Annotated in this window: 23 protein-coding genes and 5 pseudogenes; 14 read left to right on the forward strand and 14 right to left on the reverse strand. The window is 66.8% G+C overall.

Going from position 1 to position 22,322, the window contains the following annotated elements; all coding sequences use genetic code 11:
- Positions 1–265 precede the first annotated feature (265 nt).
- Positions 266–640: pseudogene (locus CV1CTNOD_RS27820) on the forward strand (IS110 family transposase); the annotation flags it as partial.
- Positions 641–665: 25 nt separating this feature from the next.
- The gene (locus tag CV1CTNOD_RS12740; RefSeq protein WP_165485485.1) at positions 666–1,508 is read left to right on the forward strand and encodes an ISAs1 family transposase; all 843 of its coding nucleotides are present in this window, start codon (positions 666–668) and stop codon (positions 1,506–1,508) included.
- 236 nt (positions 1,509–1,744) lie between these two features.
- On the opposite strand, the gene CV1CTNOD_RS12745 is transcribed toward CV1CTNOD_RS12740, so the two are convergent.
- From CV1CTNOD_RS12745 to CV1CTNOD_RS27350, 3 genes are all read right to left on the reverse strand, one after another.
- A complete protein-coding gene (locus tag CV1CTNOD_RS12745) occupies positions 1,745–2,386 on the reverse strand; it encodes a hypothetical protein (RefSeq protein ID WP_131786332.1) in 642 nt (213 codons plus the stop codon).
- A gap of 252 nt (positions 2,387–2,638) precedes the next feature.
- Positions 2,639–2,791, reverse strand: a complete 153-nt coding sequence (locus CV1CTNOD_RS25720) for a hypothetical protein (RefSeq protein WP_207386399.1) — start codon at positions 2,789–2,791, stop codon at positions 2,639–2,641.
- Positions 2,792–3,284: 493 nt separating this feature from the next.
- The gene (locus CV1CTNOD_RS27350) at positions 3,285–3,416 is read right to left on the reverse strand and encodes a hypothetical protein (RefSeq protein ID WP_278043903.1); all 132 of its coding nucleotides are present in this window, start codon (positions 3,414–3,416) and stop codon (positions 3,285–3,287) included.
- On the opposite strand from CV1CTNOD_RS27350, the pseudogene CV1CTNOD_RS27825 reads away from it, so the two are divergent.
- Positions 3,369–3,557 (forward strand): annotated as a pseudogene (locus CV1CTNOD_RS27825) (AAA family ATPase); the annotation flags it as partial. The gene CV1CTNOD_RS27350 and the pseudogene CV1CTNOD_RS27825 sit on opposite strands and share 48 nt — an antisense overlap.
- Before the next feature lie 145 nt (positions 3,558–3,702).
- Complete coding sequence (locus CV1CTNOD_RS12755; RefSeq protein ID WP_207386400.1) at positions 3,703–4,647, forward strand: LLM class flavin-dependent oxidoreductase; 945 nt, start codon at positions 3,703–3,705, stop codon at positions 4,645–4,647.
- Between the two features lie 255 nt (positions 4,648–4,902).
- Here CV1CTNOD_RS12755 and CV1CTNOD_RS12760 read toward each other — a convergent pair whose 3' ends face one another.
- Together CV1CTNOD_RS12760 and soxR are read right to left on the reverse strand one after the other, a co-directional pair.
- Positions 4,903–5,685, reverse strand: a complete 783-nt coding sequence (locus CV1CTNOD_RS12760; RefSeq protein WP_131786333.1) for an OmpA family protein — start codon at positions 5,683–5,685, stop codon at positions 4,903–4,905.
- Positions 5,686–6,008: 323 nt separating this feature from the next.
- On the reverse strand, positions 6,009–6,464 hold the full coding sequence (gene soxR, locus CV1CTNOD_RS12765; protein ID WP_131786334.1) for a redox-sensitive transcriptional activator SoxR: 456 nt from the start codon (positions 6,462–6,464) through the stop codon (positions 6,009–6,011).
- Positions 6,465–6,580: 116 nt separating this feature from the next.
- Here soxR and CV1CTNOD_RS12770 point away from each other — a divergent pair, with 116 nt between their 5' ends.
- The 3 genes from CV1CTNOD_RS12770 to CV1CTNOD_RS12780 all read left to right on the forward strand — a co-directional run bounded on the left by CV1CTNOD_RS12770 (position 6,581) and on the right by CV1CTNOD_RS12780 (position 9,143).
- Complete coding sequence (locus CV1CTNOD_RS12770; RefSeq protein ID WP_131786335.1) at positions 6,581–7,153, forward strand: NADPH-dependent FMN reductase; 573 nt, start codon at positions 6,581–6,583, stop codon at positions 7,151–7,153.
- Positions 7,154–7,584: 431 nt separating this feature from the next.
- A complete protein-coding gene (locus tag CV1CTNOD_RS12775) occupies positions 7,585–8,454 on the forward strand; it encodes a hypothetical protein (RefSeq protein WP_242606645.1) in 870 nt (289 codons plus the stop codon).
- A gap of 140 nt (positions 8,455–8,594) precedes the next feature.
- Positions 8,595–9,143 (forward strand): NUDIX hydrolase, encoded by a 549-nt coding sequence (locus CV1CTNOD_RS12780; protein ID WP_131786336.1) that lies wholly within the window; start codon positions 8,595–8,597, stop codon positions 9,141–9,143.
- A gap of 167 nt (positions 9,144–9,310) precedes the next feature.
- Here the strand turns inward: CV1CTNOD_RS12780 and CV1CTNOD_RS12785 are convergent, their stop codons facing one another.
- On the reverse strand, positions 9,311–10,219 hold the full coding sequence (locus CV1CTNOD_RS12785; protein WP_131786337.1) for a LysR family transcriptional regulator: 909 nt from the start codon (positions 10,217–10,219) through the stop codon (positions 9,311–9,313).
- A 102-nt stretch (positions 10,220–10,321) separates the two neighbouring features.
- Between CV1CTNOD_RS12785 and CV1CTNOD_RS27355 the strand changes: the two genes are divergently transcribed.
- Together CV1CTNOD_RS27355 and CV1CTNOD_RS12790 are read left to right on the forward strand one after the other, a co-directional pair.
- Entirely contained in the window at positions 10,322–10,450 is a 129-nt protein-coding gene (locus CV1CTNOD_RS27355; RefSeq protein WP_278043904.1) for a hypothetical protein, read from the forward strand.
- 107 nt (positions 10,451–10,557) lie between these two features.
- On the forward strand, positions 10,558–12,042 hold the full coding sequence (locus tag CV1CTNOD_RS12790; RefSeq protein WP_165485486.1) for an MFS transporter: 1,485 nt from the start codon (positions 10,558–10,560) through the stop codon (positions 12,040–12,042).
- Positions 12,043–12,201: 159 nt separating this feature from the next.
- On the opposite strand, the gene CV1CTNOD_RS12795 is transcribed toward CV1CTNOD_RS12790, so the two are convergent.
- Both CV1CTNOD_RS12795 and CV1CTNOD_RS12800 read right to left on the reverse strand, forming a co-directional pair.
- On the reverse strand, positions 12,202–12,999 hold the full coding sequence (locus CV1CTNOD_RS12795) for an ABC transporter permease (RefSeq protein ID WP_131786339.1): 798 nt from the start codon (positions 12,997–12,999) through the stop codon (positions 12,202–12,204).
- Positions 12,996–14,123: an ABC transporter ATP-binding protein gene (locus CV1CTNOD_RS12800; RefSeq protein WP_131786340.1), complete on the reverse strand. Its 1,128-nt coding sequence runs from the start codon at positions 14,121–14,123 to the stop codon at positions 12,996–12,998. Before CV1CTNOD_RS12800 ends, CV1CTNOD_RS12795 begins: the two co-directional genes overlap by 4 nt.
- 254 nt (positions 14,124–14,377) lie before the next feature.
- Here CV1CTNOD_RS12800 and CV1CTNOD_RS12805 point away from each other — a divergent pair, with 254 nt between their 5' ends.
- Entirely contained in the window at positions 14,378–15,316 is a 939-nt protein-coding gene (locus CV1CTNOD_RS12805) for an EamA family transporter (protein WP_131786341.1), read from the forward strand.
- A 26-nt stretch (positions 15,317–15,342) separates the two neighbouring features.
- Here the strand turns inward: CV1CTNOD_RS12805 and CV1CTNOD_RS12810 are convergent, their stop codons facing one another.
- Positions 15,343–15,993 carry a response regulator gene (locus tag CV1CTNOD_RS12810; RefSeq protein WP_131786349.1) on the reverse strand — a complete coding sequence of 217 codons (651 nt, stop codon included), beginning with the start codon at positions 15,991–15,993 and terminating at the stop codon, positions 15,343–15,345.
- The gene (locus CV1CTNOD_RS12815) at positions 15,990–17,324 is read right to left on the reverse strand and encodes a sensor histidine kinase (protein WP_131786342.1); all 1,335 of its coding nucleotides are present in this window, start codon (positions 17,322–17,324) and stop codon (positions 15,990–15,992) included. Before CV1CTNOD_RS12815 ends, CV1CTNOD_RS12810 begins: the two co-directional genes overlap by 4 nt.
- 459 nt (positions 17,325–17,783) lie before the next feature.
- Between CV1CTNOD_RS12815 and CV1CTNOD_RS28285 the strand changes: the two are divergent.
- The 3 pseudogenes from CV1CTNOD_RS28285 to CV1CTNOD_RS12830 form a co-directional block, all read left to right on the forward strand.
- A pseudogene (locus tag CV1CTNOD_RS28285) lies at positions 17,784–17,990 on the forward strand (IS1096 element passenger TnpR family protein); the annotation flags it as partial.
- A gap of 94 nt (positions 17,991–18,084) precedes the next feature.
- A pseudogene (locus tag CV1CTNOD_RS28290) lies at positions 18,085–18,249 on the forward strand (IS1096 element passenger TnpR family protein); the annotation flags it as partial.
- Between the two features lie 31 nt (positions 18,250–18,280).
- A pseudogene (locus tag CV1CTNOD_RS12830) lies at positions 18,281–18,526 on the forward strand (ISKra4 family transposase); the annotation flags it as partial.
- Here CV1CTNOD_RS12830 and CV1CTNOD_RS28295 read toward each other — a convergent pair.
- The 4 genes from CV1CTNOD_RS28295 to CV1CTNOD_RS12845 all read right to left on the reverse strand — a co-directional run bounded on the left by CV1CTNOD_RS28295 (position 18,446) and on the right by CV1CTNOD_RS12845 (position 21,584).
- A complete protein-coding gene (locus tag CV1CTNOD_RS28295) occupies positions 18,446–18,886 on the reverse strand; it encodes an aminotransferase class III-fold pyridoxal phosphate-dependent enzyme (protein ID WP_131786344.1) in 441 nt (146 codons plus the stop codon). The pseudogene CV1CTNOD_RS12830 and the gene CV1CTNOD_RS28295 sit on opposite strands and share 81 nt — an antisense overlap.
- Positions 18,887–19,069: 183 nt before the next feature.
- On the reverse strand, positions 19,070–19,699 hold the full coding sequence (locus CV1CTNOD_RS12840; RefSeq protein WP_242606647.1) for a 3-oxoacyl-ACP synthase III family protein: 630 nt from the start codon (positions 19,697–19,699) through the stop codon (positions 19,070–19,072).
- 152 nt (positions 19,700–19,851) lie between these two features.
- Positions 19,852–20,064, reverse strand: coding sequence for a hypothetical protein (locus CV1CTNOD_RS25725; protein ID WP_207386402.1), 213 nt, complete (start codon positions 20,062–20,064; stop codon positions 19,852–19,854).
- Positions 20,065–20,444: 380 nt separating this feature from the next.
- Entirely contained in the window at positions 20,445–21,584 is a 1,140-nt protein-coding gene (locus CV1CTNOD_RS12845) for an EamA family transporter (RefSeq protein ID WP_165485487.1), read from the reverse strand.
- A gap of 100 nt (positions 21,585–21,684) precedes the next feature.
- Here CV1CTNOD_RS12845 and CV1CTNOD_RS12850 point away from each other — a divergent pair, with 100 nt between their 5' ends.
- Complete coding sequence (locus CV1CTNOD_RS12850; protein ID WP_165485488.1) at positions 21,685–22,305, forward strand: CGNR zinc finger domain-containing protein; 621 nt, start codon at positions 21,685–21,687, stop codon at positions 22,303–22,305.
- Positions 22,306–22,322 lie beyond the last annotated feature (17 nt).

Genomic DNA, 22,322 nt, shown 5'->3' on the forward strand with positions numbered 1-22,322 from the left:
CTACAGTATTAACGGTATGGATATTAACGGTATGGAGAGGAAGAAGTCGTTCGAGGTGCTGGGAACGGAGGAGGTGCGGCAGCGACTGTCCGCCCTGCTCGACGCGTTCGCCGTGGATCCGGAGGCGGTCGTGGTGGTCGGCCGCCAGCGCCGCCCCGAGGCGGTGCTGGTCTCCTGGGACAGCTGGCAGGCGCTGGCTGGCGCGCCAGTCGGGGTGCTGGCGGCGTGGTCGCAGGAGGAGGCCATCGCCTATGAGGTCCTCGACCGGTTCACGGTCTCCCACGACGCCGCCGGGCTGAAGGGCATGGTCAAGCAGCTGTTGAAGCGCGGCGTGGCCGAGGTCGGGATCGAACGCCCGGACGGGCCGATGGTGGAGGCACTGCTCCAGGCCGGGCTGACGGTGCTGGTGATCCCACCCGGGCAGCTGAAGAACCTGCGCTCCCGCTACGGGTCGGCGGGCAACAAGGACGACCGGTTCGACGCCTACGTCCCGACGTCGTACGCACCGACCGGCGCCGGGCTGTGCCCCCTCGTCCGCGACAGCCCGGCCACGACCGCGCTGCGCCGCACGGTGCGCGCCCGCAAAGACCTCGTCGCCCACCGGGTCGCGGTCGCCAACCAGCTCCGCGCCCATCTCCAGCAGCCACTTCAAGCGGCGTTTCGTCGTGCCCAGCGAGTCCACCATCCGGCGTGTTCTTGAGGAAATAGACGCGGCCGCGCTCGACCTCGCTGTCGGCGCGTGGCTGTTCGAACGAGCAACCCGAGACGACGACGATCTCGTGATCGCTCTCGACGGCAAGGTGCTGCGCGGGGCCTGGACCGACGAGAACCAGCAGGTCACCCTGTTCTCAGCCATGTTCCACCGGGAGGGTGTCGTCGCCCAGACTCAAGTACCCGACGGCACCAACGAGATCACCCAGGTCAGGAACCTGCTGGAGAACATCACCACCACTCCAGGCCAGACCATTGTCACCCTCGACGCGGCCCACACCCAACGCGAGACCGCCCGCTATCTTCAAGGGCACGGCATCGACTACGTGATGAATGTAAAGAGGAACCAGCCGACCCTTCTCGTCCAGGTCTTCTCCCGATGTCTTCCACTCATCAAGGAAGACCCCGGAAGTGTGGTCGAAGAACGCTCGCACGGACGGATCAGGCGCTGGACCACCTGGACCACGGCCGCCGACGGCATCGACTTCCCGAATGCCGCCACCGTTGCCGTCATCCGCCTCCACAAGTCATTACAAAAATCAAGGAGACAACCGAGTTCATCGCCCGCGACCGCAACCGGGCCCTCGCTTTCCTCGCAACCTAACGTGAGAGATCGCTACGCAGAGCGACCTTGGCGAGGCCTGGGTCGTAGTCACACAGGCCGTAGTACGGCGGGGAGGTCAGCACCACCATCTGATTCATCGTTCAGTGGGAAAAGGGCCCCGAGGGGTGTCCACCGTGTTTTCGGCGCCGAGCAAGCCAAGATCGATCATGCCGGCAACGATCAATGCGAATGAACTGACCACCGCCAACGCGACCCAGATCGTCGTTCTGTCATGGCGGTAGCGCACGGTCGAAAATCCGATCGATGCCACGGCAACCAGCGGAGCGATCAATGGGTATGAAAAAGCGAGTACCACGGAAAGGAGTGTCCCCAGTGCGCCAATGGCGATGGCGATGGCGAACATTGATTCGGGCCTTCTTCGGGAGTCGCGTTCGGCGGTGGTCATCAGAGTCAGTGTCCCATGGTTATCTAGCCGATATTGCAGGAACGGGACACTGCGTAGTGTACGCGGTCGGCATTGACCCTGCCCTGCAGACAGGTGGTGGGGTGCTGGATGTCCCAGCCACCGACGCCCAGCACGAAATAGTACCGCGCGACGCCCCGGCCCTCCCAGCCGACGTTTTTTGTCTTTGTCGTCGGGTCCTTGTCGATACGCCAGCCAGGGGTGCTGGTCTCCCCGTCAACGTTGTCCGTCCAGACGGCGGTGATGCGCCCCTTCCTGGCGCAGACGGCCGTGTTCTGCCAGTAGGTATAGAGCGTGTTGCCCGCTGCCGCCTTGGCGCGGCCGCGGAAGGTGAAGTACCAGCAGCCGCTGGCTGCCACGGCCCTGTCGAAGGAGTTCGCGGTCTTGCCCGCGTTGGCGCCCAGGCCCTTCCCGACCGTGTGCGTCTCGATCCGATCCACCGTCGTCGACGCTGTAAACGCCACGCGGTCACTCTCGGACAACGCATCATAGGCGGCCTTCGGGCTGGAAGAGGAGAACACCTTGTCGGCGACCTTCACACCGTTGGCTGCCTGTGTGTCCGCCGAAGCGGATACCGCGCTGAACACTGTGGTGCCAGCAACCAGAGCCGCGACAACGCCGAATCGTCTTGCACGCTTGAGCAGCAAGGCACTAATCCCTTCGTTCAGGACAACAGTTGATTAGATTTCACGTACAGATCCTGATCATTTCAGGGTCAACCGGAACCAAGGCAGATACGAGCCGAGGTGACCGCCATACTGCACCAGCTGCGTCACACGCACGGGATCGAACTGGTCAACGCCGGGGTAAGCCTCCCCCGACCCGTAAAAAACTCGGTCGCAAGAATCTGCAGACCACGTTTCGGTATGCCAAACGGACTGACCTCGAAATGGAAATGCCTACATCTTGACGGCGACGTCGGTCTTTGGTCCGAACATGCCGCCCGTCGGGAGCCGCTCTCCGGGCTCGAAATGGTTGACCGCCCGCTGCGCGCTTGTGGCGGTAGGTCCACGCACGCTCAGACGAATCGTGGGCTGTCTCGGGTTTGCCATGGGAACACTCCCTCGGCCGCCGAGTGACGGACTGTCACGGTCGTCAGCGGCTGCACATTCATGGTGACACTGCGTGCAGGTACTGTGTCAAGGCGTGTCTTAATGCTGACAGCATGTGTCCATCATGAGAATCTTGGCGATAATCGCCGTAAAAACAATTGGAATATATTGAGTTATTTCATTGAGGAGAAACGAATGCCGATGGCCAGGGCGGTGTCCGAGCGTGACACTGGCGCGGCGTGCCGAAAAAAGGAACAACAAGGAGACTGGGAGAAAGCGTGGGATGGATCAGGCTGCCAGCAGCGATCAGCGTGAGGACGAGGACAACAACCAGATGGCGATGGGCAGCAGTCCGCCAGCGAGGTTCAATCCGGATGCGACGGCAGATCGCACTCAGGCACACTGCGCGGATGAGCGCTGACACGTTCCGGCTGTCGCAGGAGCGAGCCCTCCGCCATGTCGAGGCCCTGTCGTCAGAGAAGCCGCTCGACTCTCAATCCAGGGCCGCTATGGCGTCGACTACCCGGAACACGAGTACTTCGAACGTGAACGTCCTGTTATTGAGGCTATCCGCCAGTTGCTCATCCACCATCTGCGCGCTGACCGGAACGTCGTCGTCGATCATGGCCTGTGGCTGCGCGAGAACCGCGACGCCTGGAAGAAGACCGTCGGGCAGGCCGACGGCCGGTGGCGCCTCGTCTACCTGCCCGCTGAGCGCGACGAGCTGCTACAACGCCTTACTGAGCGCAACCAGCGACAGGGCGCCAATGCCCTGACCGTCTCTCCGCAGGCTCTGGACGACTTCCTCACACGCTTCACTCCACCCGCTCCCGACGAGAACGCCCTCGTCTACACCGGAAACGTGAACGTGGACGACGTGTACGCGGCCCAGGGTGGAAGTCCTTTCACGGGTGAGTGCTTCTTCGGTGCATGTTGGTGTTCAGGCTGTTCCCGCCGCATTGTCGTCATGGACCTCGCTGGCCCGCCGGGTCGAGGCGCTCGGGTTTTCCGCGCTCCTCGCACCCGATCATCCTGGTGGGGTGCTGTCGCCCTGGATCACGCTTGCCGCCGCAGCGGCGGTGACCAGCCGGGTGGCACTGGGCAGCTATATGATCAACGCTGGGGTGCGGGAGCCGTTCCACGTCGCCGCGGACGCGGCCAGTCTCGCGATCATCTCCGGCGGCCGGGCGCGCCTGGGTATCGGTGCCGGGCACACCCCCCAAGAGTGGGCGGCATGTGGGTGGGAACGGCCCGGACCCGCCGAACGTGTCGGACGTCTGGGCGAGTTCGTCGATGTCGTGGCACGTCTTCTGCGCGGTGAGCAGGTCACCTACACCGGCCGTTATCTTCGCCTCCGGGATGCGGTGCTCGACTCCTCGCTGGCGCCGGTCACGGTCCCGTTGACGCTGGGTGGGGCCAGCCCTGCGCTGCTGCGGCTTGCCGGCGCGCACGCCGACGTCGTCGGGCTCAGTGGGCTCGGTCGTACGTTGCCGGACGGTCACCATCACCAGGTGCGCTGGTCCCTGTCCGATGTGGAACGTCAGCTGTCCGCGGTGGCCGAAGGCGCCGGGGCTGCCGGGCGGCGGCCGGTGGTGGAGGTACTCGTGCACCGGGTGGTCGTCACCGACGACCGGAAGGGTGCGGCCGGCGTCCTCGCGGCGCAGATACCCGATCTGGCAGCCGCCGACGCTCTGGTGACTCCCTATGTGCTGCTGGGAACCCAGGCGGAGATCCGCGCGCAGCTCGAAGCGCACGTGTACCGGTGGGGCATCACCCGCTGGGTGATCCGTCATACCGATACCGCGATCGGGAGCCTCGCGCCGATCCTCCCCGATCTCGGCGTCAAGGTTGGTTAGTGCGGAAGGCCCCGTCAATCTCGCCGGGCATGCTGCCGGTCATGAGATCGCGGAACAGGCCACGAGTGGTCCGGCCGACCGGATCGCCGGTCACGCCGCTTGCCTGCCAACTGCGCGCTACCGGCCACCCCGTCACTGACATTCCGAGCTGCTGACGCGCCTAAAGGTCGCGGGCGGTGACGAACGGTGACGGATGTTGTGCAGGTGCGTGCACGACGCTACGCAACGCCCGGACATGCGCGGCTCGGCGGCCCGTCATGCCGCCGGTAGGCGGATGACGATTTCGACGCGGCGGTTGAAGCGCTGACCGTCGGGGCTGGAGGATCCGTCGGGATTGGTTTCCTCGGCGAACGGTTGGCTGCTACCGAGACCGACCGAGCTCACCGACGACGCCCTGGTGCCGTGCCCGGTGAGGTAGTCCCGGACGGTGGCGGCGCGCCTTACCGACAGCGGCTGGTTGACGGCGGCAGAACCGGTCGCGTCGGTGTGTCCGCGGACCTGGATCGCGCCGCCCGCGTAGTGTGAGTTGATCAGCCGGATGGTGGCGTCCAGCGTGTCGGTGCTGCCGATGGCGTTGCTGCCGGTCTCGAACAGGGCGTCGCTGTTGAACACCACGATCACGACCTTGGCGCCGGCGACGTCCCGGGCCAGGAGCAGCCCACCGGAGATGCCGGTCAGGTCGACGTCGGTGGCGCCCGGCAGCCGGTAGAGCGAGTTCTTGACCAGCCGGGTGCCGTTCTCCGGGGTGTTGGCGGTCCCGATCTGGCACGGGATGCGCAGCACCAGTCCGGCGCCGAAGTCCTGGGTTGTGCAGGTTGGGTCCGGTTCGCCATCGCCGTCGTAGTCGTCGAGACCCGGCCTGGCCCCGGGCGGCAGCGACGGTGACGCGCTCTCGGTAACCGCCGGCGGCGCCGCGTCGGTCGTGCTCCCGGTGGCCGAGGTGTTGCTGGGCGCCGCGATGGGCGTGGTCGGGGAGTCCGATCCAGTGCAGCCGGCGGCCACCAGGGTGAGAACGGCCGTCGCGAGCGCCAGCGGCATCGGTAACCGGACCGGGAAGGGCCGTCTATGTGCTGTTTCTCCCCCGCTTCGCATGACCCGTAGGTTAGGGCCTGACCAGGCAGGTCCGTGCAGGGTAGCGGTTAGCCGACACCTGCGGGGACGGCGGGGGGATGCCCGGGAAGGCGACCGGCGCGCCGGGTCGACGGACACACGAGATCATGTTCGGAGGGCCCGGAGCCCGGCAGGTGATCTTGGCTTTGTTTGTATGGGTATGGGTTTAAGATCAAAAATCCAAGAGGGCACGTCAACATTGTTGACTACGATGTAGGTTCACGCATCGTGTGGCTGTACTCCTCCTGTCGCTACAGCTCGAGGTGGCGTCGGGGGCCCGTGCCCTGCTCGCCGAGAGTGTCGTACGGGTTGACCAGTGCGCACCGGTCGATCGACAGGCAGCCGCAGCCGATGCAGTCGGTGAGATGGTCACGCAGCTGCTCCAGCTGCCGGATGCGGGCGTCGAGCTCCTCACGCCAGCACGTGGACGCCCGCGCCCAGTCCTCCCGGGTCGGGGTGCGCTCGTCGGGCAGCACGGCCAGGACGTCCCGGATCGTCGCAAGTGGTATGCCGACACGCTGGGAGGCACGGATGAAGGCGACCCGGCGGAGGGTGTCCCTGCTGTAACGGCGCTGGTTGCCGGGAGTACGCCGGCTGCGGATGAGCCCCTGCCGCTCGTAGAAGCGCAGGGCCGAGGTGGAAACGCCGCTGCGCTCGGCCAGCTCACCGACAGTGATCTCCTTGGCCTTCCAGGACAGCTGTGTCATGCGAACCACAGTAACTTGACTTAAACCTTTGTTTAAATTCCAGGCTGGTGCCCGGGACGAGATCAGCGAGACCACCAGCGGTGAAGTCATCGAGAGTCAGCGAGAAAGGACCTGCCATGTCCGGAAATCCGTTTCGGTTGGCCGTGGTCGTGGGCAGCACACGGGAAGGCCGATTCGCCCCCGTCGTGGCGAACTGGTTCGCCGGCCAGGCCGAGCAGCGCGACGACATGACGGTCGACGTCGTCGATCTGGCCGAGGCGCGGTTGCCCGCCATGCTCACCAGGGAACCGGCGCCCGAGGTGGCGGCCCTCACCCCACGCCTGGAGGCGGCCGACGCGTTCGTCGTGGTGACACCGGAGTACAACCACGCCTATCCCGCGTCCCTCAAAAACGCGATCGACTGGCACTACACACAGTGGCAGGCCAAACCGGTCGGGTTCGTCTCCTACGGCGGCCTGGCCGGGGGGCTGCGCGCGGTGGAGCAGCTTCGTCTGGTGTTCGCCGAGCTTCATGCGGCCACCATCCGCGAAACGGTCAGTTTTCACAACGCATGGGACCAGTTCGACGCCGATGGTCAGCCCAAGGACACAACCGGCCCCAACGTCGCGGCCAAAACCATGCTCGACCAGCTCGCGTGGTGGGCGCAGGCGCTGCGCGACGCCAGGGCGTCCCGCCCCTACGGCACCTGATCCTGCTGGTCCTGCTTGCGTGCCTGCCGGCAGGCACGGGCCAGGGCGTCCGGTTCGGAGCGGCTCCGAACCGGCGCTCCTTCGGCCTGCTCCCCCGCCCCCCATCGCCGGGCGCGCTGAATTACACACCAGCGGAATGATTGAAAGAATTCAAATCCTTAACGATCCGCACGGCCCGTCGGAACCCGTCGTTCATCTTTCCGAAATATAAATTTCGCAGGCGCGGGCTAGCCTTGACGTCAATCTCCTCCGCTTGCCGCCGCAGCGGCTGGCACGCTGTATTCCAACACACAGAGACAAGGCGTAGGATGATGACACGTTCCCGCCGGCCGCTCATCTGCCGGGCTCGTTTTCCGGCGTTTCCCGGGGTTCACGTTCGCCCCGGCGTCGCGGGCGGCAGGCGCCGTGCCGCGACGCTCACGGTCATCTCCATGACTGTGATATTGCTCGCCCAGACCGCCCCGGCCCAGGCGGCCGACTCCACCCAGTACGCCGGTGACTCCTCCCGCGGTCTCGGTGTCGCCATTCCCTTCAGCGGCTTCACCGACCGCAACGGGCGACCGGTCCCCATCTCGGGCGCGGTCGGCGCCGACCTGGTCCTCGGCTCGACCTCGCAGCCGTACCTGCCGTGCCAGAACTACGATCCCCGGACCGGCACCGGCGACACCTTCATAAACGCCTGTGAGGTACGCGGGAGCTACACCACCTACACGCGCTTCGCGGCTGGCCAGGGTATTCTTTTCCCCCACGGCTACTTCATGCCCAACACCCAGACGGATCTCGTCAACGGCGGTTCGCTGCAGACCGGCTGGGGTGCGCGCACGGCCGGGCTCTCGCTGGAGTTCTACCCGGACGTCACCCTCGACCAGGAGTATGTGCACTCCCGTTTCTACGTGGACTATTTCAACCACCGGGCAAACGGCTGGACCTACTCCTACCACGTGGGAACGATCAAACTCGTGACCCTCGCGGACCCGGGCACCGCTCGGATCACCGGCGCCGTGACCCGGAACGGTACCGCCCCGGCCGCAAAAGAGATCAGGTTCACCATCTTCGGCGGTGACGCCCGTTCCTCCGCCAACTATCCGATCTCCTCCTTTGCGGTCACCTACAGCAACGGCACGGCCTGGACCAGCGGGGCGATGTACGCCGGGCCGCAGCGGGTCACCGTTGACGACACGGCAACCGGCCACCAGTGCATCTATGATCTGTCGAGTATCACCGGCCCGGACAACCGGATGGACTTCGACGTGGCCCGTCCCGGTTTCGGCCGCGACGGCGGACACTGCAACTTCCAATAAACTTTCCTTAGGGATCACACCAGGGATCACATTGGCACAGGATCGTTAACCGACCGGTCGGTGTTCGTGGATGTGCCCGTCGAGTCCCGTTGACGGGCACACGATCGTCCAGACCCTGCCCGCTGGCGCGGAGGCCTGTCATGAACGTCGAGGGAACTGATCGTCGACGACCGGTCTCCGGCGCGCGGACGCGTCAGAGCACCTTCACCTGCCTGGGGGCGTCCGTCGAGCCACCATTCGAAGCGGTGACCAGCGCCGCCGTGGTCGCGGTGACCGCGGACGACCTGCTCGTGCTCGCCGAGCTGGACCGGGGCCTGGACATCCCCGGCGGTCATGTGCAGCGGCACGAGAGATCGATCGAGGAAACGATACGCCGCGAGGCATGGGAGGAGGTGCGGGTCAGGGTGGGCGATCTCAGGCGGGTCGAGGTCATCGAGTCCGACTACTTCGGCACCCACGACCTGACGTACATGGTGATCTGTGCCGCACGGGTCACGCAGCTCGCCCCCTGGGAAGCCGGCCACGAGTCGGCCGGCCGCCTGGTGCTGCCACCCGAGGAGTTCCTCCGCCGGTACCGCGCTGGGGACCCGGAGCTCATGCGGCATCTCGTGACCTGCGCGCTCGCCGTCCTCGGTGCGTCGTCGGCTCCTCCGCCGGGCTCGGCTCCGGTCAGCCGGGCAGACGGATGACGATCTCGACACGGCGGTTGACACACTGACCGACGCTACTGATCCGATGATCCGACCCGTCGGGACCGCTCTCCCCGGTCAGCAACTGGCGGCGGCCCCGGCCCTGCGCCTCCCCCACGTGATCGCCTACCTGTGTGTGAGGGGAGATCCCCTGCCTGGTGGCTTGCTCAGCGGACGGCTTCTGGTGCGGCCATGGATTGTGCATTGGTGAACGCCTGACGACTGTGTACAAGGAGCTGCCGGAGTGCGGGGCTCTGGGTCGCCGTCCATACCAGGGCCAGCACCCCGGGTGTTTCGATGTCAAGGGCGAGGGCTTTGAGTCGTCCGACATGGTTGGCGGTCATGGACTCGCTGAGGATGGCGATACCGAACCCGCGGACGGCGAGATCCGCGACGGCGCCTGGTGCGCTGGCCTGCAGCGCGATCTCCGGCCGTATCCCCCTGGCTGCGCAGGCCTGGTCGAACACTGTCCGGATCCCGGTCCCTTCGGACGGGCACACGACCGGGTACGCGCTGATCTCGGCCAGAGTTGCCCGGTCCCGTCCGGCCAGGGGATGGCCGAACGGCACGGCCGCGACAAGTCGTTCGCTGACGATCGGCAACGTGTCCAGCCCCTGAGGCGGCGCGCCGGCCGTTCCGACGAGGGCCAGGTCTGTCGCACCGGTGCGCACACCTTCTACGAGCCGGTCGGAGCTGTCCTCGAACAGGGTGATCTCGACATTGGGATGGGCGAGGTGGAACGCGGCGAGAGCGTCGAACAGCGCGGTGATGGTGCAGGCGGTGACCATGCCGACCACGAGCCGGCCCCGGATCAGCCCGGTCACGTCGTCCACCGCCTGCCGCAGGGCCTTCACGGACGCGAGTACGGCGCGGGCGTGCTCCGCCGCCGCCGCCCCGGCTGCGGTCAATGTGGCCGTACGGCCTGACCGGTCGATGAGTGTGGCGCCGAGATCGTGTTCGAGTTGCCGGATCTGGGCGCTGACCCCTGACTGGCTGATGTGCACGCGTTCGGCCGCGCGGGTGAAGTTCGCCTCCTCGGCTACGGCGATGAAATACTCCAGCTGCCTCAGCTCCATATCCAGAAATTCTAGCTGTAAGTAGAACAATCTGTTGGACTTCTGGTTCGACGTCGTTCAGGCTGAACGTGTTTAGGGTCAGCTATGAACGAAAGGACCTCCGTGCCCGACAACGACAACGCCCTGAAGCCGGACGATCCCACCCGCTTGTCCGTCGGGCACGCCGACGACCGTGATGACGGCGGCGGTGCAGCCGGTGTCGGGGCGTTGTTCGTCCCGTCCGTCCGATGACGCAGGGAGCCGACACGCAACAGGGCCGCGGCACCAGGACGGATCCGCAGCAGCCCGCGGGACCACCGATCCGGCGGGCGAGCGGGACCGAGGCAACGACGACGGGTATGCGTAAGTGGCTTCCGTTGCTGACGGTCTGCCTCGGTACCTTCATGTTGCTGGTCGACGTGACGATCGTGAACGTCGCCCTGCCGGGCATGGTGGTCGACCTCGACGCGTCGTTCGGCGCGTTGCAGTGGGTCGTCGACGCCTACGCGCTCGCGCTGGCCGCACTCGTACTCGGCACCGGTTCCATCGCCGACCTCGTCGGTCACCGCCGTGCCTACATCGCCGGGCTCGCGGCGTTCGCGGTGTCGTCGTTCGTGTGCGGCATCGCGCCGAACTCCGCAGCGCTCATCGCCGCGCGCACCGCGCAGGGCGTCGGCGCGGCGGCCATGTTCGCGACGACGTTCGCGCTGCTCAACAGCTCTTACACCGGACGCGACCGCGGCACGGCCTACGGCCTGTGGGGTGCGGTGGCGGGTGCTTCCGCCGCCGTCGGCCCGATCATCGGTGGCCTGCTCACCGAGGGCGTGTCATGGCGCTGGATCTTCTTCGTCAACCTGCCGGTGAGCATCATCGCCATCGTGCTGTGCGCGTTCGTGCTCACCGACGTGCACGAGCCCGCCCGTAGCAGGGTGGACGTCCCCGGCATGGTCACGTTCACCGCGGCGGCGGCGGGCGCGACATACGCGGTCATCCGTGCGAACGAGAAAGGATGGTCCAATCCGCTCACCTGGTGGCTGCTTGTGTTGGCGGCGGTGCTGCTTGCGATCTTCGTCGGGGTCGAGTCGCGCTCGCCGCACGCCATGCTGGATCTCGCGCTGCTGCGCAACCGGTCGTTTGTCGGGATCCTCGTCGCGGGCGTCCTGCTGACGTTCGCCGCCTTCTCCGCATTCACCTACACCTCGATCTGGTTGCAGTCGGTGCTCGGCCTCAGCCCGATCGAGGCCGGCCTGACCGGCCTTCCGATGTCGGCCATGGCGTTCACCGTCTCGGCGTCGACCGGCCGCTTCCTGCACGGCTTACGACCCGATCGGATCCTCGGCGGCGGTCTGCTGCTCATCGGTCTTGGCGACGTACTCGCAGCTGTGCTCGTCCACGGTTCGGCGAGCTGGCCGGCGCTCATGCCCGGCTTCGCGATGATCGGTATCGGCGTGGGGATCGTGACACCCGCACTCGGCTCGGTCTCGATGGCACTCGTGCCCGCACAGCGGGGCGGCATGGCCGCCGGCGCGGTCAACACCGCACGGCAGCTCGGTTTCGCCTTCGGCATCGCGGCGCTGGGCAGCGTGTTCGCCGCTCGCGCGCAGAGCAGCCTGTCCGGACACGGTGTCGAAGGCGCGGCACGGGCAGCCCGTGCGGTAGCCGGCGGTCAGACGCCGTCGCTGCTGAGCGCGGCCCCGCCGGGCGCCCGGCGCGCTCTCGACGGCGCGGTGCACGCCTCGGCGGTGACCGGTGTCCAGGGCACGTTCGTGGTGGCCGGTACGGCCGGGCTGGTCGCCGGCGTCCTCGTGCTCGTCCTGATGCGTCCCGCCCGCCCGGCCGGATGATCCGGCGAAGCGGGCCGCAGACACACCCGGGGAACGCTTTTATGCCTCTTTGTCTGGTAGGTGCTTTTGCTCAGTGATCGTCGTAGCCATCGAAGCTTGAAGATCAAAGTGTAAACGGGATGCCGTCAACACTGTTGACTATAAAGTGGATCAAGGAAGTCAGGCGGTCACATCACGGCGGGTGAGGCTGGCGGCCGCCACTGCCGCGGCAACGCCCGCGTACCCGGCCGCGAGTGCCAGCGCCGGGCCGTAGGAGGCATCCGGTAGGCCTCCGCGTGCGACGGCGTCGAACACCAGACCCGGAAACGTCCGGGTCGCGCCATCCCAGGCCTGCTGGATGATGTGTTCGATCGGCAGCATCCAGGCGATCCCGATCGCCAGCGCCAGCACGGTGGATCGGGTCAGCACACCCAGCGCCGTCGCGGTAAGCGCGAAGAACATCGTGGCGAGGAGCGCATTGAGGAAGCTGGCTGCGGCGGCTTCGACCGCCGCACCGGTCCACCACTGCGAGGTGTCCACCCCACGCAGCTGCGCCATGACGACCGCCGTGGCCACGCTGAGCGCCAGTGCCACCAGCAGCGCCACCAACATGATCATTAACATCGCGGCCAGCTTGCCGGCGAGCCAGGCCACTCGCCGAGGCTGCTGCAACAGCAGCGTCCGTAGCGTCCCCTGGCCGTACTCACTGGTGATGTTCGCGGTGAAGACCACGAAGACGAGCAGGCCGACAAAGGTCATCCCGGCGGCGAACCCGATGCTGGGACCGTCGGGGCCGGCAAGACGTGCCAGTGTCATGGCGAATCCCCGGCCGGGGCCATCAAGGGGCCGTGCGGTGTCGTCGGCGAGGGCGAAGGCCAGGACGCTCGCGAGCACCCCCATCGCGGCCACCGCCGCGATCGCGACAAGAGTCCCCCGACGCCGCAGTTTGAGAAGCTCTGCGCGCAACGCGCGGTTCATCGTGATCCCTCCGATGTTCCAGAAACCCCAGCCTCCGGCGACACGCCGGAAACATGATCGACCATGCCCTTGTCGACCAGGCTCCGGTAGCGCTCTTCCAGGCTCACCCGCACAGGGGTGATCTCCACGAGCGTGATGCCCGCCGCGAACGCGTCCCGGTTCAGCTCGGCAAGTATCGTGTCCGTGACCGAATCGGCATTCGAACCCGCATCCAGGTCGCCCAGGTCGCCCGACGGCAGGTCGACACGGAGCCGGTCGCCGTCACGCCGCACGGACAGGTTCCGGCCCATGGTCAGCTCAGCCAGGGCGCCGAGATGGTCCGGATGCTGCGGGCGCAGGAGCACGCTGCGGCTGCCGGCGGCCATCAGCCCTTCGATGGGGCCGTGGTAAGCCAGCCGGCCACGCTCCACGACGACGATCCAGTCGCAGATCTGCTCCACTTCAGCCAACAGGTGTGAGGAGACCAGGACTGTCCGCGGCTGCCTGCCTCGCGGGCGCTGCGCCAGCCCGCGCAGCAGCTCCCGCATCTGCTGGATGCCGGTCGGGTCGAGGCCGTTGGTGGGTTCGTCGAGGACGAGCAGGTCGGGATCTGCAAGCAGCGCGGCCGCTATCGCCAGCCGCTGCTTCATCCCCAGGGAGTAGGTCCGAAAGGCATCACCGCCACGGCCTGCGAGCCCGACCTCGGCTATGGCCTCCGGAATCCGGGCACGATCGTGACCGCCGAGGGCGGCGAGCACGGCGAGGTTGTGCTCCCCGGACAGCCCCGGATAGAGGGCGGGACTCTCGATCAGGGCACCGACTCTGGAAAGGTACCGTTGCGGTCTGGTGAGCGGTTCGCCAAGAACGCTGCCCTCGCCGGCGGACGGCCGGACCAGCCCGAGCAGCATCCTCAAGGTGGTGGTCTTGCCGGCGCCGTTGGGGCCGACGAAGCCGGCGATCGCGCCGGTCGGGATGCGCATCTGCAGGCCGTCGACGACGGTCCTACGGCCGTAACGCTTGGTCAGATGAAGGACCTCCACGGCGGAGCCGTCCGTCGCTGCGGGTATACGGCGTTGCGAAACGCCCACGGTGTTGCGCACACCAGCCGGTGTGACGCCGGCCGGTGTGACAGCGGTTGGTGTCATGGCCCCAGGGTCGCCGGCCGGCGCTGTCGTGTCGTCCGCCCGGTAGCGTCAACGCACTACGCAGATCGACGTAGGCCAGTAGAGCGGAACCCGAATCGGTGCCATCGGGCGCAACGTAGCCTGTTGTAGCTGTTCGGCTTCGCTGCGCCCCGACGGGATGGCGGATTCGTATGTGGCAGGACGTTGACGACGAGATGCGTCGGCAACGTTGATCGCAGGTTCCTGAGAACGACGGAAAAGGTCGGGGAGGGTCGGTGATAACCATCCGCCCGTCCCGGGAGGGGACCGCTGTAGCTCCCGTGCTGGTACTGGCTCAGATCACCAGCCTGCAGCTGGGATCGGCTGTGGCCAAGGACGCCTACGACCATGTCAGTCCCACAGCCCTGGCCGGTATGCGCCTCACCTTCTCAGCCATGATCATGTTGGTGCTGGTACGTCCGCGGCTACGGCAGATCACGGCCCGCCAATGGCGGGCCGTGATCTCGCTGGGCCTCGTCTTCGCGGCCATGAACGTGGCGTACTTCCAGGCAATCAGCCACCTGCAGATCGGCGTGGCCTCCACCTTGGAGTTACTCGGCCCGTTGATGTTGTCGATTGTCCTGTCCCACCGGCTGGAACACCTCGCAGCGGCGTTGTTGGCCCTGACGGGTGTGCTGCTGCTGACCACTTCGAGCGCATCGCTGTCCCCCCTTGGGATTCTCCTGGGCCTGCTGGCCGGGTTGTGCCGAGCCGGGTACACGGTTCTCAATCAGCAGGTCGGGCGCCTGTTCCCCGACTGGAGCGGCCTCGCGGTGGCGTTCGCCGTCGGGGCCTGCGTCCTCGCGCCGGTCGCTGCCGTCACCGACGCAGGCGCCGTGGCGGAGCACCCAGCCGTCCTCGAGACCGGTCTTGGGGTGGCCCTGCTGTCCTCCCTGATCCCGTATGCGCTGGACATGGTCGTCCTGCGACGCATCGACACGCGTACTTTCGGTGTACTGCTCGCTTTGAGCCCCGCCGCCGGAGCGGGCGTTGGGCTCGTTGTACTCCACGAGCACCTCTCCGTACGCCAGGCCTGCGCGATTGCCCTGGTGGTCCTTGCCAGCGCCTGGTCGGTGAGCCGCTCCCCGCGCACCGCTCCCGTCCCCTCTCCAGCACCGGTATCGGCCGGCGACAACCTACCGATCAAGGACACCGAGCATCAGGCACGAACCTGAAGAACGGGATATGGGCGTCCCGACCGTCAGGACGGGGTGACCAGGCCGGCCTGGTTGGCGAGGACGGCGAGCTGGGCGCGGTCACGCGCCCCCAGCTTCACCATCACCCTGCTCACGTGGGTGCGGGCCGTGGCCGGGCTGATGAACAGCCTCCCCGCGATCTCGTCGTTCGACAGGCCGTGCCCGACAAGTCCCATGACCTCACGTTCACGTGCGGTGAGTCCGCTGAGGTCGGGTGCGTGCACGGCGGGCCGCCGGGCAAAGGCGTCGATCACCCGTCGGGTCACTGTCGGTGACAGCAGTGACTCCCCCGCCGCAACCACCCGGATCGCCCGGAGCAGTTCCGCGGGCTCGGCGTCCTTCAGCACGAAACCGGATGCGCCCGACCGCAGCGCCTCGAAGACGTACTCGTCCAGCTCGAACGTGGTGACCATCACGACCCGGGTGTGATCGAGATGCGGATCCCCGATGATCGTTCGTAGTGCGGAAAGGCCGTCGAGGACGGGCATCCGGATATCGAGCAACACCACGTCCGGACGTGTCCGCCGGACGACGGCGATCGCCCTGCGCCCGTCCTCGGCCTCGCCGACCAGGTCGAGGTCGTCCTCGCTGTCGATCAGCACCCGCAGGCCGAGCCGCACCAGTGGCTGGTCGTCGGCGACCACCACCCGGATCACGTGCCCGCCCGCCGTAACGGCAGGACGGCTCGGACCTGCCATCCGTGATCGGGCCGCGGGCCGGCGATCACCGTACCGCCGAGATCGACTGCGCGTTCCCGCAGACCGCGTAGCCCGTGACCATGCCCGTGCTCGTGCTCGTGACCGACAGCCACCGAGTCGAGGTGCTCGGGATTTCCAGGCTCGGCGTCGGCTGTGGCCACCGCCGTTGCCACGGCCACCGGCTGACCGGAAACCGGCTCGTCGCACACCCTGACCAGCACCTGGTCGGCTTCGTAGCAGATCTCGACACGGGCACGGGCCGGACCGGCATGCCTGAGCACATTCGTCAGCGACTCCTGGATGACCCGGAACACGGCGAGATCCACCTCGGCAGGCAGGACCTCCGGGCCTTCACCGGATGTCACCAGATCCACCGGCAGGCCAGCGCGCCGGACCTGCGCGAGCATCCCGTCCAGACGCGCGAGTCCGGTCAACGGCATGTGCCGGGCGTTGCCGGACCGGCCGACATTCTCGGTACCATCCGTGATCACTCCAGTGCTGTCGCGGGTGCCGTCTTGGCCAGGCCGGAGGTCTACGCCGAGGCGGGTGAGAGCGAGGGTTGCGCGCAGTTCCTCCAACGCGTCGTGGCTGGTGCGCCGGATCGCCTCAAGCGCGGCCCGGGCCTGTTCGGGACGCCGGTCGAAGACGTGAAGGGCGACCCCAGCCTGCAGGGAGATGACGGACAGTCCATGACCTACGACGTCATGTACCTCGCGATACAACCGTAGCCGCTCCTGTTCGACCCTGGCTCGCTGTGCCTCGCCCTCGGCCTGCGCGGCGGAGCGTCGCGCGACCTGGAGCAGCCCACCGATGAGTGCCGGCACCGCCAACCAGAGGATCCCCAGCGTCCCAACGGCCCAGTGCGTCCAGCCGGCATCATCGTCGGCCAGGGCGTCCCCGATCAGCTCACCACTGACGACGGTCACTCCGGCGGCTCCGGCGGCGACAGCCGTAGGCACAGCCGGCAGACGAGCGCCGACGGAGAACGCGGCGACGGCGAGGGGAAGCGGGATCGGCGGTGGGCCGTTCGGGTAGCCAGCGGCGAGATAGGTGCTGACCAGGACCGATTCGGCGGCCAGCATGACCAGGGGCTTGTACCGGCGCAGGAGCACCACGGCAGCGGCAGCGGCCAACAACAGGTAGCCCACGCCGTCGAGACGGCGGTTGAACCCGACCCACTCATGATCGACCTGGGTACTGCTGAGGAAGAGCACCGCCGCGGTCGCGGCTGCCGGGAGGATGTCGGCACGCAGGCAGCGGCCGACCGCGGCCAGCTTCCGCACGTCCACCAGCCGACCGTATCTACCAGCAGGCCTGACAGCATCCGCCCCACAACGTATTGGACGCGAGATCTTCTACGTCCACGGACGTACGCTGCCGGCGTCCCCGCGGGCATCGATGAGGCACCGTCAACACCGTTGACTATATTGGAAAGATCTCATGCGATCGGACGTCCCCGACTGTTGAGGGTCGCCGAAGATGCCGATGGACTCGGGCCGGCGCGTCATGGTGTGCACCGATGGATGCGGCCGATCGCTGTGTGATTGGAGACCGGAAAAAACCGTGGGAGGCGACTGTTCACCGGACTGGGTAAACGAGACGGCGCCCGCCCTGGTCGTGACCCGAATCTTTCCTGGTCTCCGCTGTCCGGTGAGGGATCGGCTATCGGACGCGTTCCGGCGGCCCGAACACGCCGACCAGCCACTGGCGAGCCAGGGGCTGCAGGGTCCGAGACGGTGACGAGGAAGATGGTTTCCGTGACCATAGATGCACCTTTTGTGTCACCTGTGGTGTTGCAACTGCGGGTGGTGCTGGCGGGGATCAGCCCGCTGATCTGGCGGCGCCTGCTGGTCACCGATCACACCAGCGTCGCCGAGCTGCACGAGATCCTGCAGACCGCGTTCGGCTGGAGTGACGAGCACCTGCACCGCTTCACCATCCACGGGGTGGCCTACGGGCTCTGGCGGCCGGGCACCCCCGGGTTCTCCCGCAACGCCCAACGGGTGCGACTGTCGGGATTCGGTTTCCGGGTAGGGGAGCCGGTTCAGCTACGAGTACGACTTCTTCGACGCCTGGCGCCACGACATCCGGGTGGAGAAGATCCTCCCCCTCCCCGGGCGTCGCTACCCGGCCTGCACTGGCGGCGCTCGCACCGCACCTCCCGAGGACTGTGGCGGGCCGCAGGCGTTCCTGGCCCTGCGGCAAAGGCCAGCAAGACCCGGGCACCGACCAGCAGGTGCTGGTCAAGAGGCTGGCCGAGTTCCGCGGCTACATCGACGCCAACACCGCCCGGATCCCCAACTACGGCGAACGCCGCCGCTGCGGGGAGGCCGTCTCGAGTGCGACCGCCGAGTCCGCCGTCAACCAGGTCGTCAGCAAACGCATGGTCAAGAAACAGCAGATGCGCTGGTCACCCCGCGGCGCGCACCTCCTCCTCCAGGTCTGCACCCGCGTCCTCAACGGCGACCTCACCGCGGACTTCGCCCGCTGATACCCCACCAGCCCCACCCACGAGACCGATCCGATCATGTGCGCTGCGTAACCTCCCACGGTTTTTTCCGGTCTCCCTGGCCGCTCCGCTGGTGAACCGTCCACGCGAGGTGAAGTGCGCCTGGCTGTACTGCTCGTGCAAGGCTCGCAGCACTTGTGGGTGCCGATGACCGACATTGACGTTGACGGCCCCTGAACAGGCGTCGAGGAGTTCCCCGCGGTCGGTGTCCAAATAGCAGCCCTCAGCCTCGTACACAATCACCCGGCTGTCGGGTATCCCTTCGGCGGCCCTGCTGGCGGGCAGGTGAGGCTTGCAATCGCCTCGGGCGAGGACAGGTGCGCCGACGACGGATGTGCTCATGGTGTCAGCCGCCCCCTTCGTTCTCGTGGGCGAGGCGCCGATGAGTGCCAGGGGTCGGGCATGATGCCTCAGTCGTCGCTACACGGGCACCATGCCGTCCCCCGGCTTGCCGCTCTGGGCGTCCGGCTCGCAACCCAGGGCGCCGTGTCCGCACGTTGTTGTCCCGATTAGCGTCTTGGGTTGTCAGTACCATCGGATCATCACCGCCCCCGCAGTCATGCCACCGCCGACGCACGCCAGCAGCACGACCTCGTCACGCTGGAGCAGCTTGCGTTGATGGCTCAGGGCCAGTGTCATCGGAACGGATGCGGCGGCAGTGTTGCCGTATTTGTCCGCGGAGATCTCGACCCGACTCGGGTCGAAGCCCATGTGCTGGGCCAACGTCTCGACGAGGCGCACATTTCCCTGATGCAAGATAACCCGGTCGACCTCATCCAATGAGACACCCGCCATGCCCGCACATTCATCGATCATTTTTGGGACAGCCGTCATTGCATATTCCTTCACCGCTCGGCCATCCATGCGGAAGAGGTGCTCCTTACGCCGGTAGACATTCTCGCTCAACGGCAAGCGGGTGCCGCCGGCTGGAACTTCTACAAGCCCCGCCAGCCCCCCGTCGCAAGTTCGGCTGTACCCGATAATCCCATATCCGTCCGGCACTGGACCGAGAACTGTAGCGCCGGCGCCGTCACCGAACAGCGAGACCGTCTTTCGGTCAGCGCGGTTCATGATGCGCGAGTAAGCGTCAGCTCCCACGGCGAGGGCGTGGTCGCGGCTGTTACGCGGACCGCTTGCGCCACCGGCGAGGAGCATCCCAGCGGCCGCGATGCACCCGTAGACGTAGCCGCTGCATACCACATTGATGTCGAATGCGGCGCCGCTGGGGAGGGCTAGTTCACGCTGGACATGGGCCGCCGTCCCCGGTAGCGGTTGGTCGGGAGTACTCGTGGCGACCGTGAGAACGCCTATCTGCTCGGAGGCGCATCCAGCAGCGCCCTTCGGGCGGCGTTGACTGCCAGGTCGGATGTCGCCTGCCCCACGGTCACATACCGACGGCTGCGCACCCCCGTACGATCGTGCACCCACTCCGGTTCAGTATCGGCCCATTCGGCGATCTGACCGTTGTCAATTTCTGTCTCCGGCGTGTAGTAGCCCACGCCCAGCACTCCGATGCCCATCTCACCCCCCCATCACTGATCATCTTTTTTATCGGTTATGTTTTATCAGCTCCAGGCCCTGCCGTTCGACCTGAATTTATACGACCTGCATCACTTGACCCAAAATTTGCTCATAGTCAAACAAAAGAGATCTCAACAGGGTTCGTTGGTGCGGCTGAACCCAAGAACCCAAAAAGCTATTGAAGCAAGGCTGGAGCTAATCAGGGTGAGAGCAGGTACGCCAGGGTGAAATGGTGAAGGACAGTGTCCCGATAGGCGCAACGATCGTCTCTGCCTGGTGGCCCCACTGATGCACCACCTGCATGCGAGGGCCGCCGGCGGTTGACCGAAGCGGCTCAGGACACGGTGGACCCGGGCTGACTCGAGTGCTTCGGCTGATTTCATGGAGGGACTCGCATCGGGTGGTCAGTCTCAGAAGGGCGGCTATACCGAGGATCGAACCCCGTGTCGGTGCCTGCGGGTTTGGAGGAAGTCTCGGAGGCGGCGTGCTGGGTGTGGCGTTGCAGGTAGACCACGGCGGCAATCACGAGTGCGCCGCCGATGATCTCCATGGCCCCGAGGGCCTGGCCCAGCCACAACCATGCAAGAAACCCGCTGACCACCGGCTCCAGGGAGATGTTCACCGCGCCGGCTTGGGGCCCCACCCTGGCGATGCCCCAGGCGAAGAGTGCGAACGGTGCCAGGGTTCCGAGCAGGCTGACGAACAGGATCGCGGGGTACTCCTCGTGACGGGCGAGGATGTGCTGGACGCCGCGCGGCAGCAGGATCGCTATCCAGGCGACGCTGGACACCAGGAAGGCGTAGGCATTGGCGCGGACCGTGCCGTACGCCTGGGTCGCCGTGGCCCCCAGCAGCGAGAACATCGCCACCGCCGCGGCCGCGCCCATCCCCAGGACGATGCCGAGCAGGTTGAGCCGGTGCACGGGGGTGCTCGGCAGCCGGACGACCAGCGCGACCCCGACCAGCGCGGTAGCGAGCCCGAGCGCGACCCGGACGGTCAGCCGCTGGCGGCCTCGCAGGGCTAGCCATCCCACGACAAAGGTCGGGGCCAGGTTCTGCAGCACCAGGGCGACGGCCACCGGGAGGCGGGCGATGGCCATGAACAGGAACCCGTTTGCCGCGCCCACGGCAAGACCGAAAGCGACTACCAGCTGCAGGCTGCCCCGAGGCGGTTGCCCGTGTCGGCCATTGCCTCGTCCCGTCAGGGCGACCGCCGCACAGGCCATGCCGAGCGCCGTCAGGACCGTCCGGCTCGCCACCAACTCAACCGTGTCGACCCCCCGGTCGAACAGGTATCCGGCCACGGTGCCGCCGGCACCCCATAGGACGGCCGCCGCCAGTACAGCGGACATTCCGGTGACCACCGGTGATCCCCTCCGGCTCATCCAGGGACAACGCTGGCCGCCGGCTCGTCGGCTGGCCGGCGTGCCCGAGGGGGTGAGATCGCCGTCAACGGCGGCACCATCCCGCCGGTCGGTCGTCTGCACGGCCTGCCCCTGACGTCGACGTCGACTGAGCACCTCATCACCCCGTTCGCGGAAGCCCTCGACCCGAAGGCTCTGTCCAAGCCGCGGGAGAGTAACCTGTAAAAATGATAAGAGGTTACGGGAGGTTCGTCCATTGAAGCAGCAACAAGCCCCAGGCCAACTGGAGATCGCGCGCGCGTTCATCAACACGCTGGACCTCGAGGCAGGCACGGACGACTTCGCCACCTCGACCGGCATGCAGCGTTGGCTTGCCCGGCACCTGCCCGCCGCGCCCGGCACGATCAACGAGGACGACCGGCGGCGCGTCGTCGAATTCCGTGTGCTGCTGCGCGCCGCCGCGGCCGCCAACGGCCCGACGTCCCCGGACATCGATTGGCTATCCGCCCTCAACCACCTCGCCGACGGCACCCCTCTCCAGCTCCGGTTCGGTGACGCGCTCGCCCCACATCTGTCGACCCCCGACGATGGACGCGACACCGTGTTCGCCCAGCTCCTGTGGATCGTGGCTGTCGCCGCGATCGACGGCACATGGAAGCGGCTGAAGGTGTGCCCCGCCGAGGACTGCCGGTGGGCGTTCTACGACAACTCCAAGAACCGCATGGGCGTGTGGTGCCAGATGGCCGAGTGCGGCAACCGCCACAAGGCCCGCGCGCACCGGGCTCGACAGCATCTGGCTCCCCCAGAAAGACAGCCAGACCGCAGCGCACGACCAGGAGACCGGAAAAAACCGTGGGAGGCTACGCAGCGCACATGATCGGATCGGTCTCGTGG

It is taken from the genome of Protofrankia symbiont of Coriaria ruscifolia (genome assembly GCF_900634745.1).
Taxonomy (GTDB): domain Bacteria; phylum Actinomycetota; class Actinomycetes; order Frankiales; family Frankiaceae; genus Protofrankia; species Protofrankia californiensis.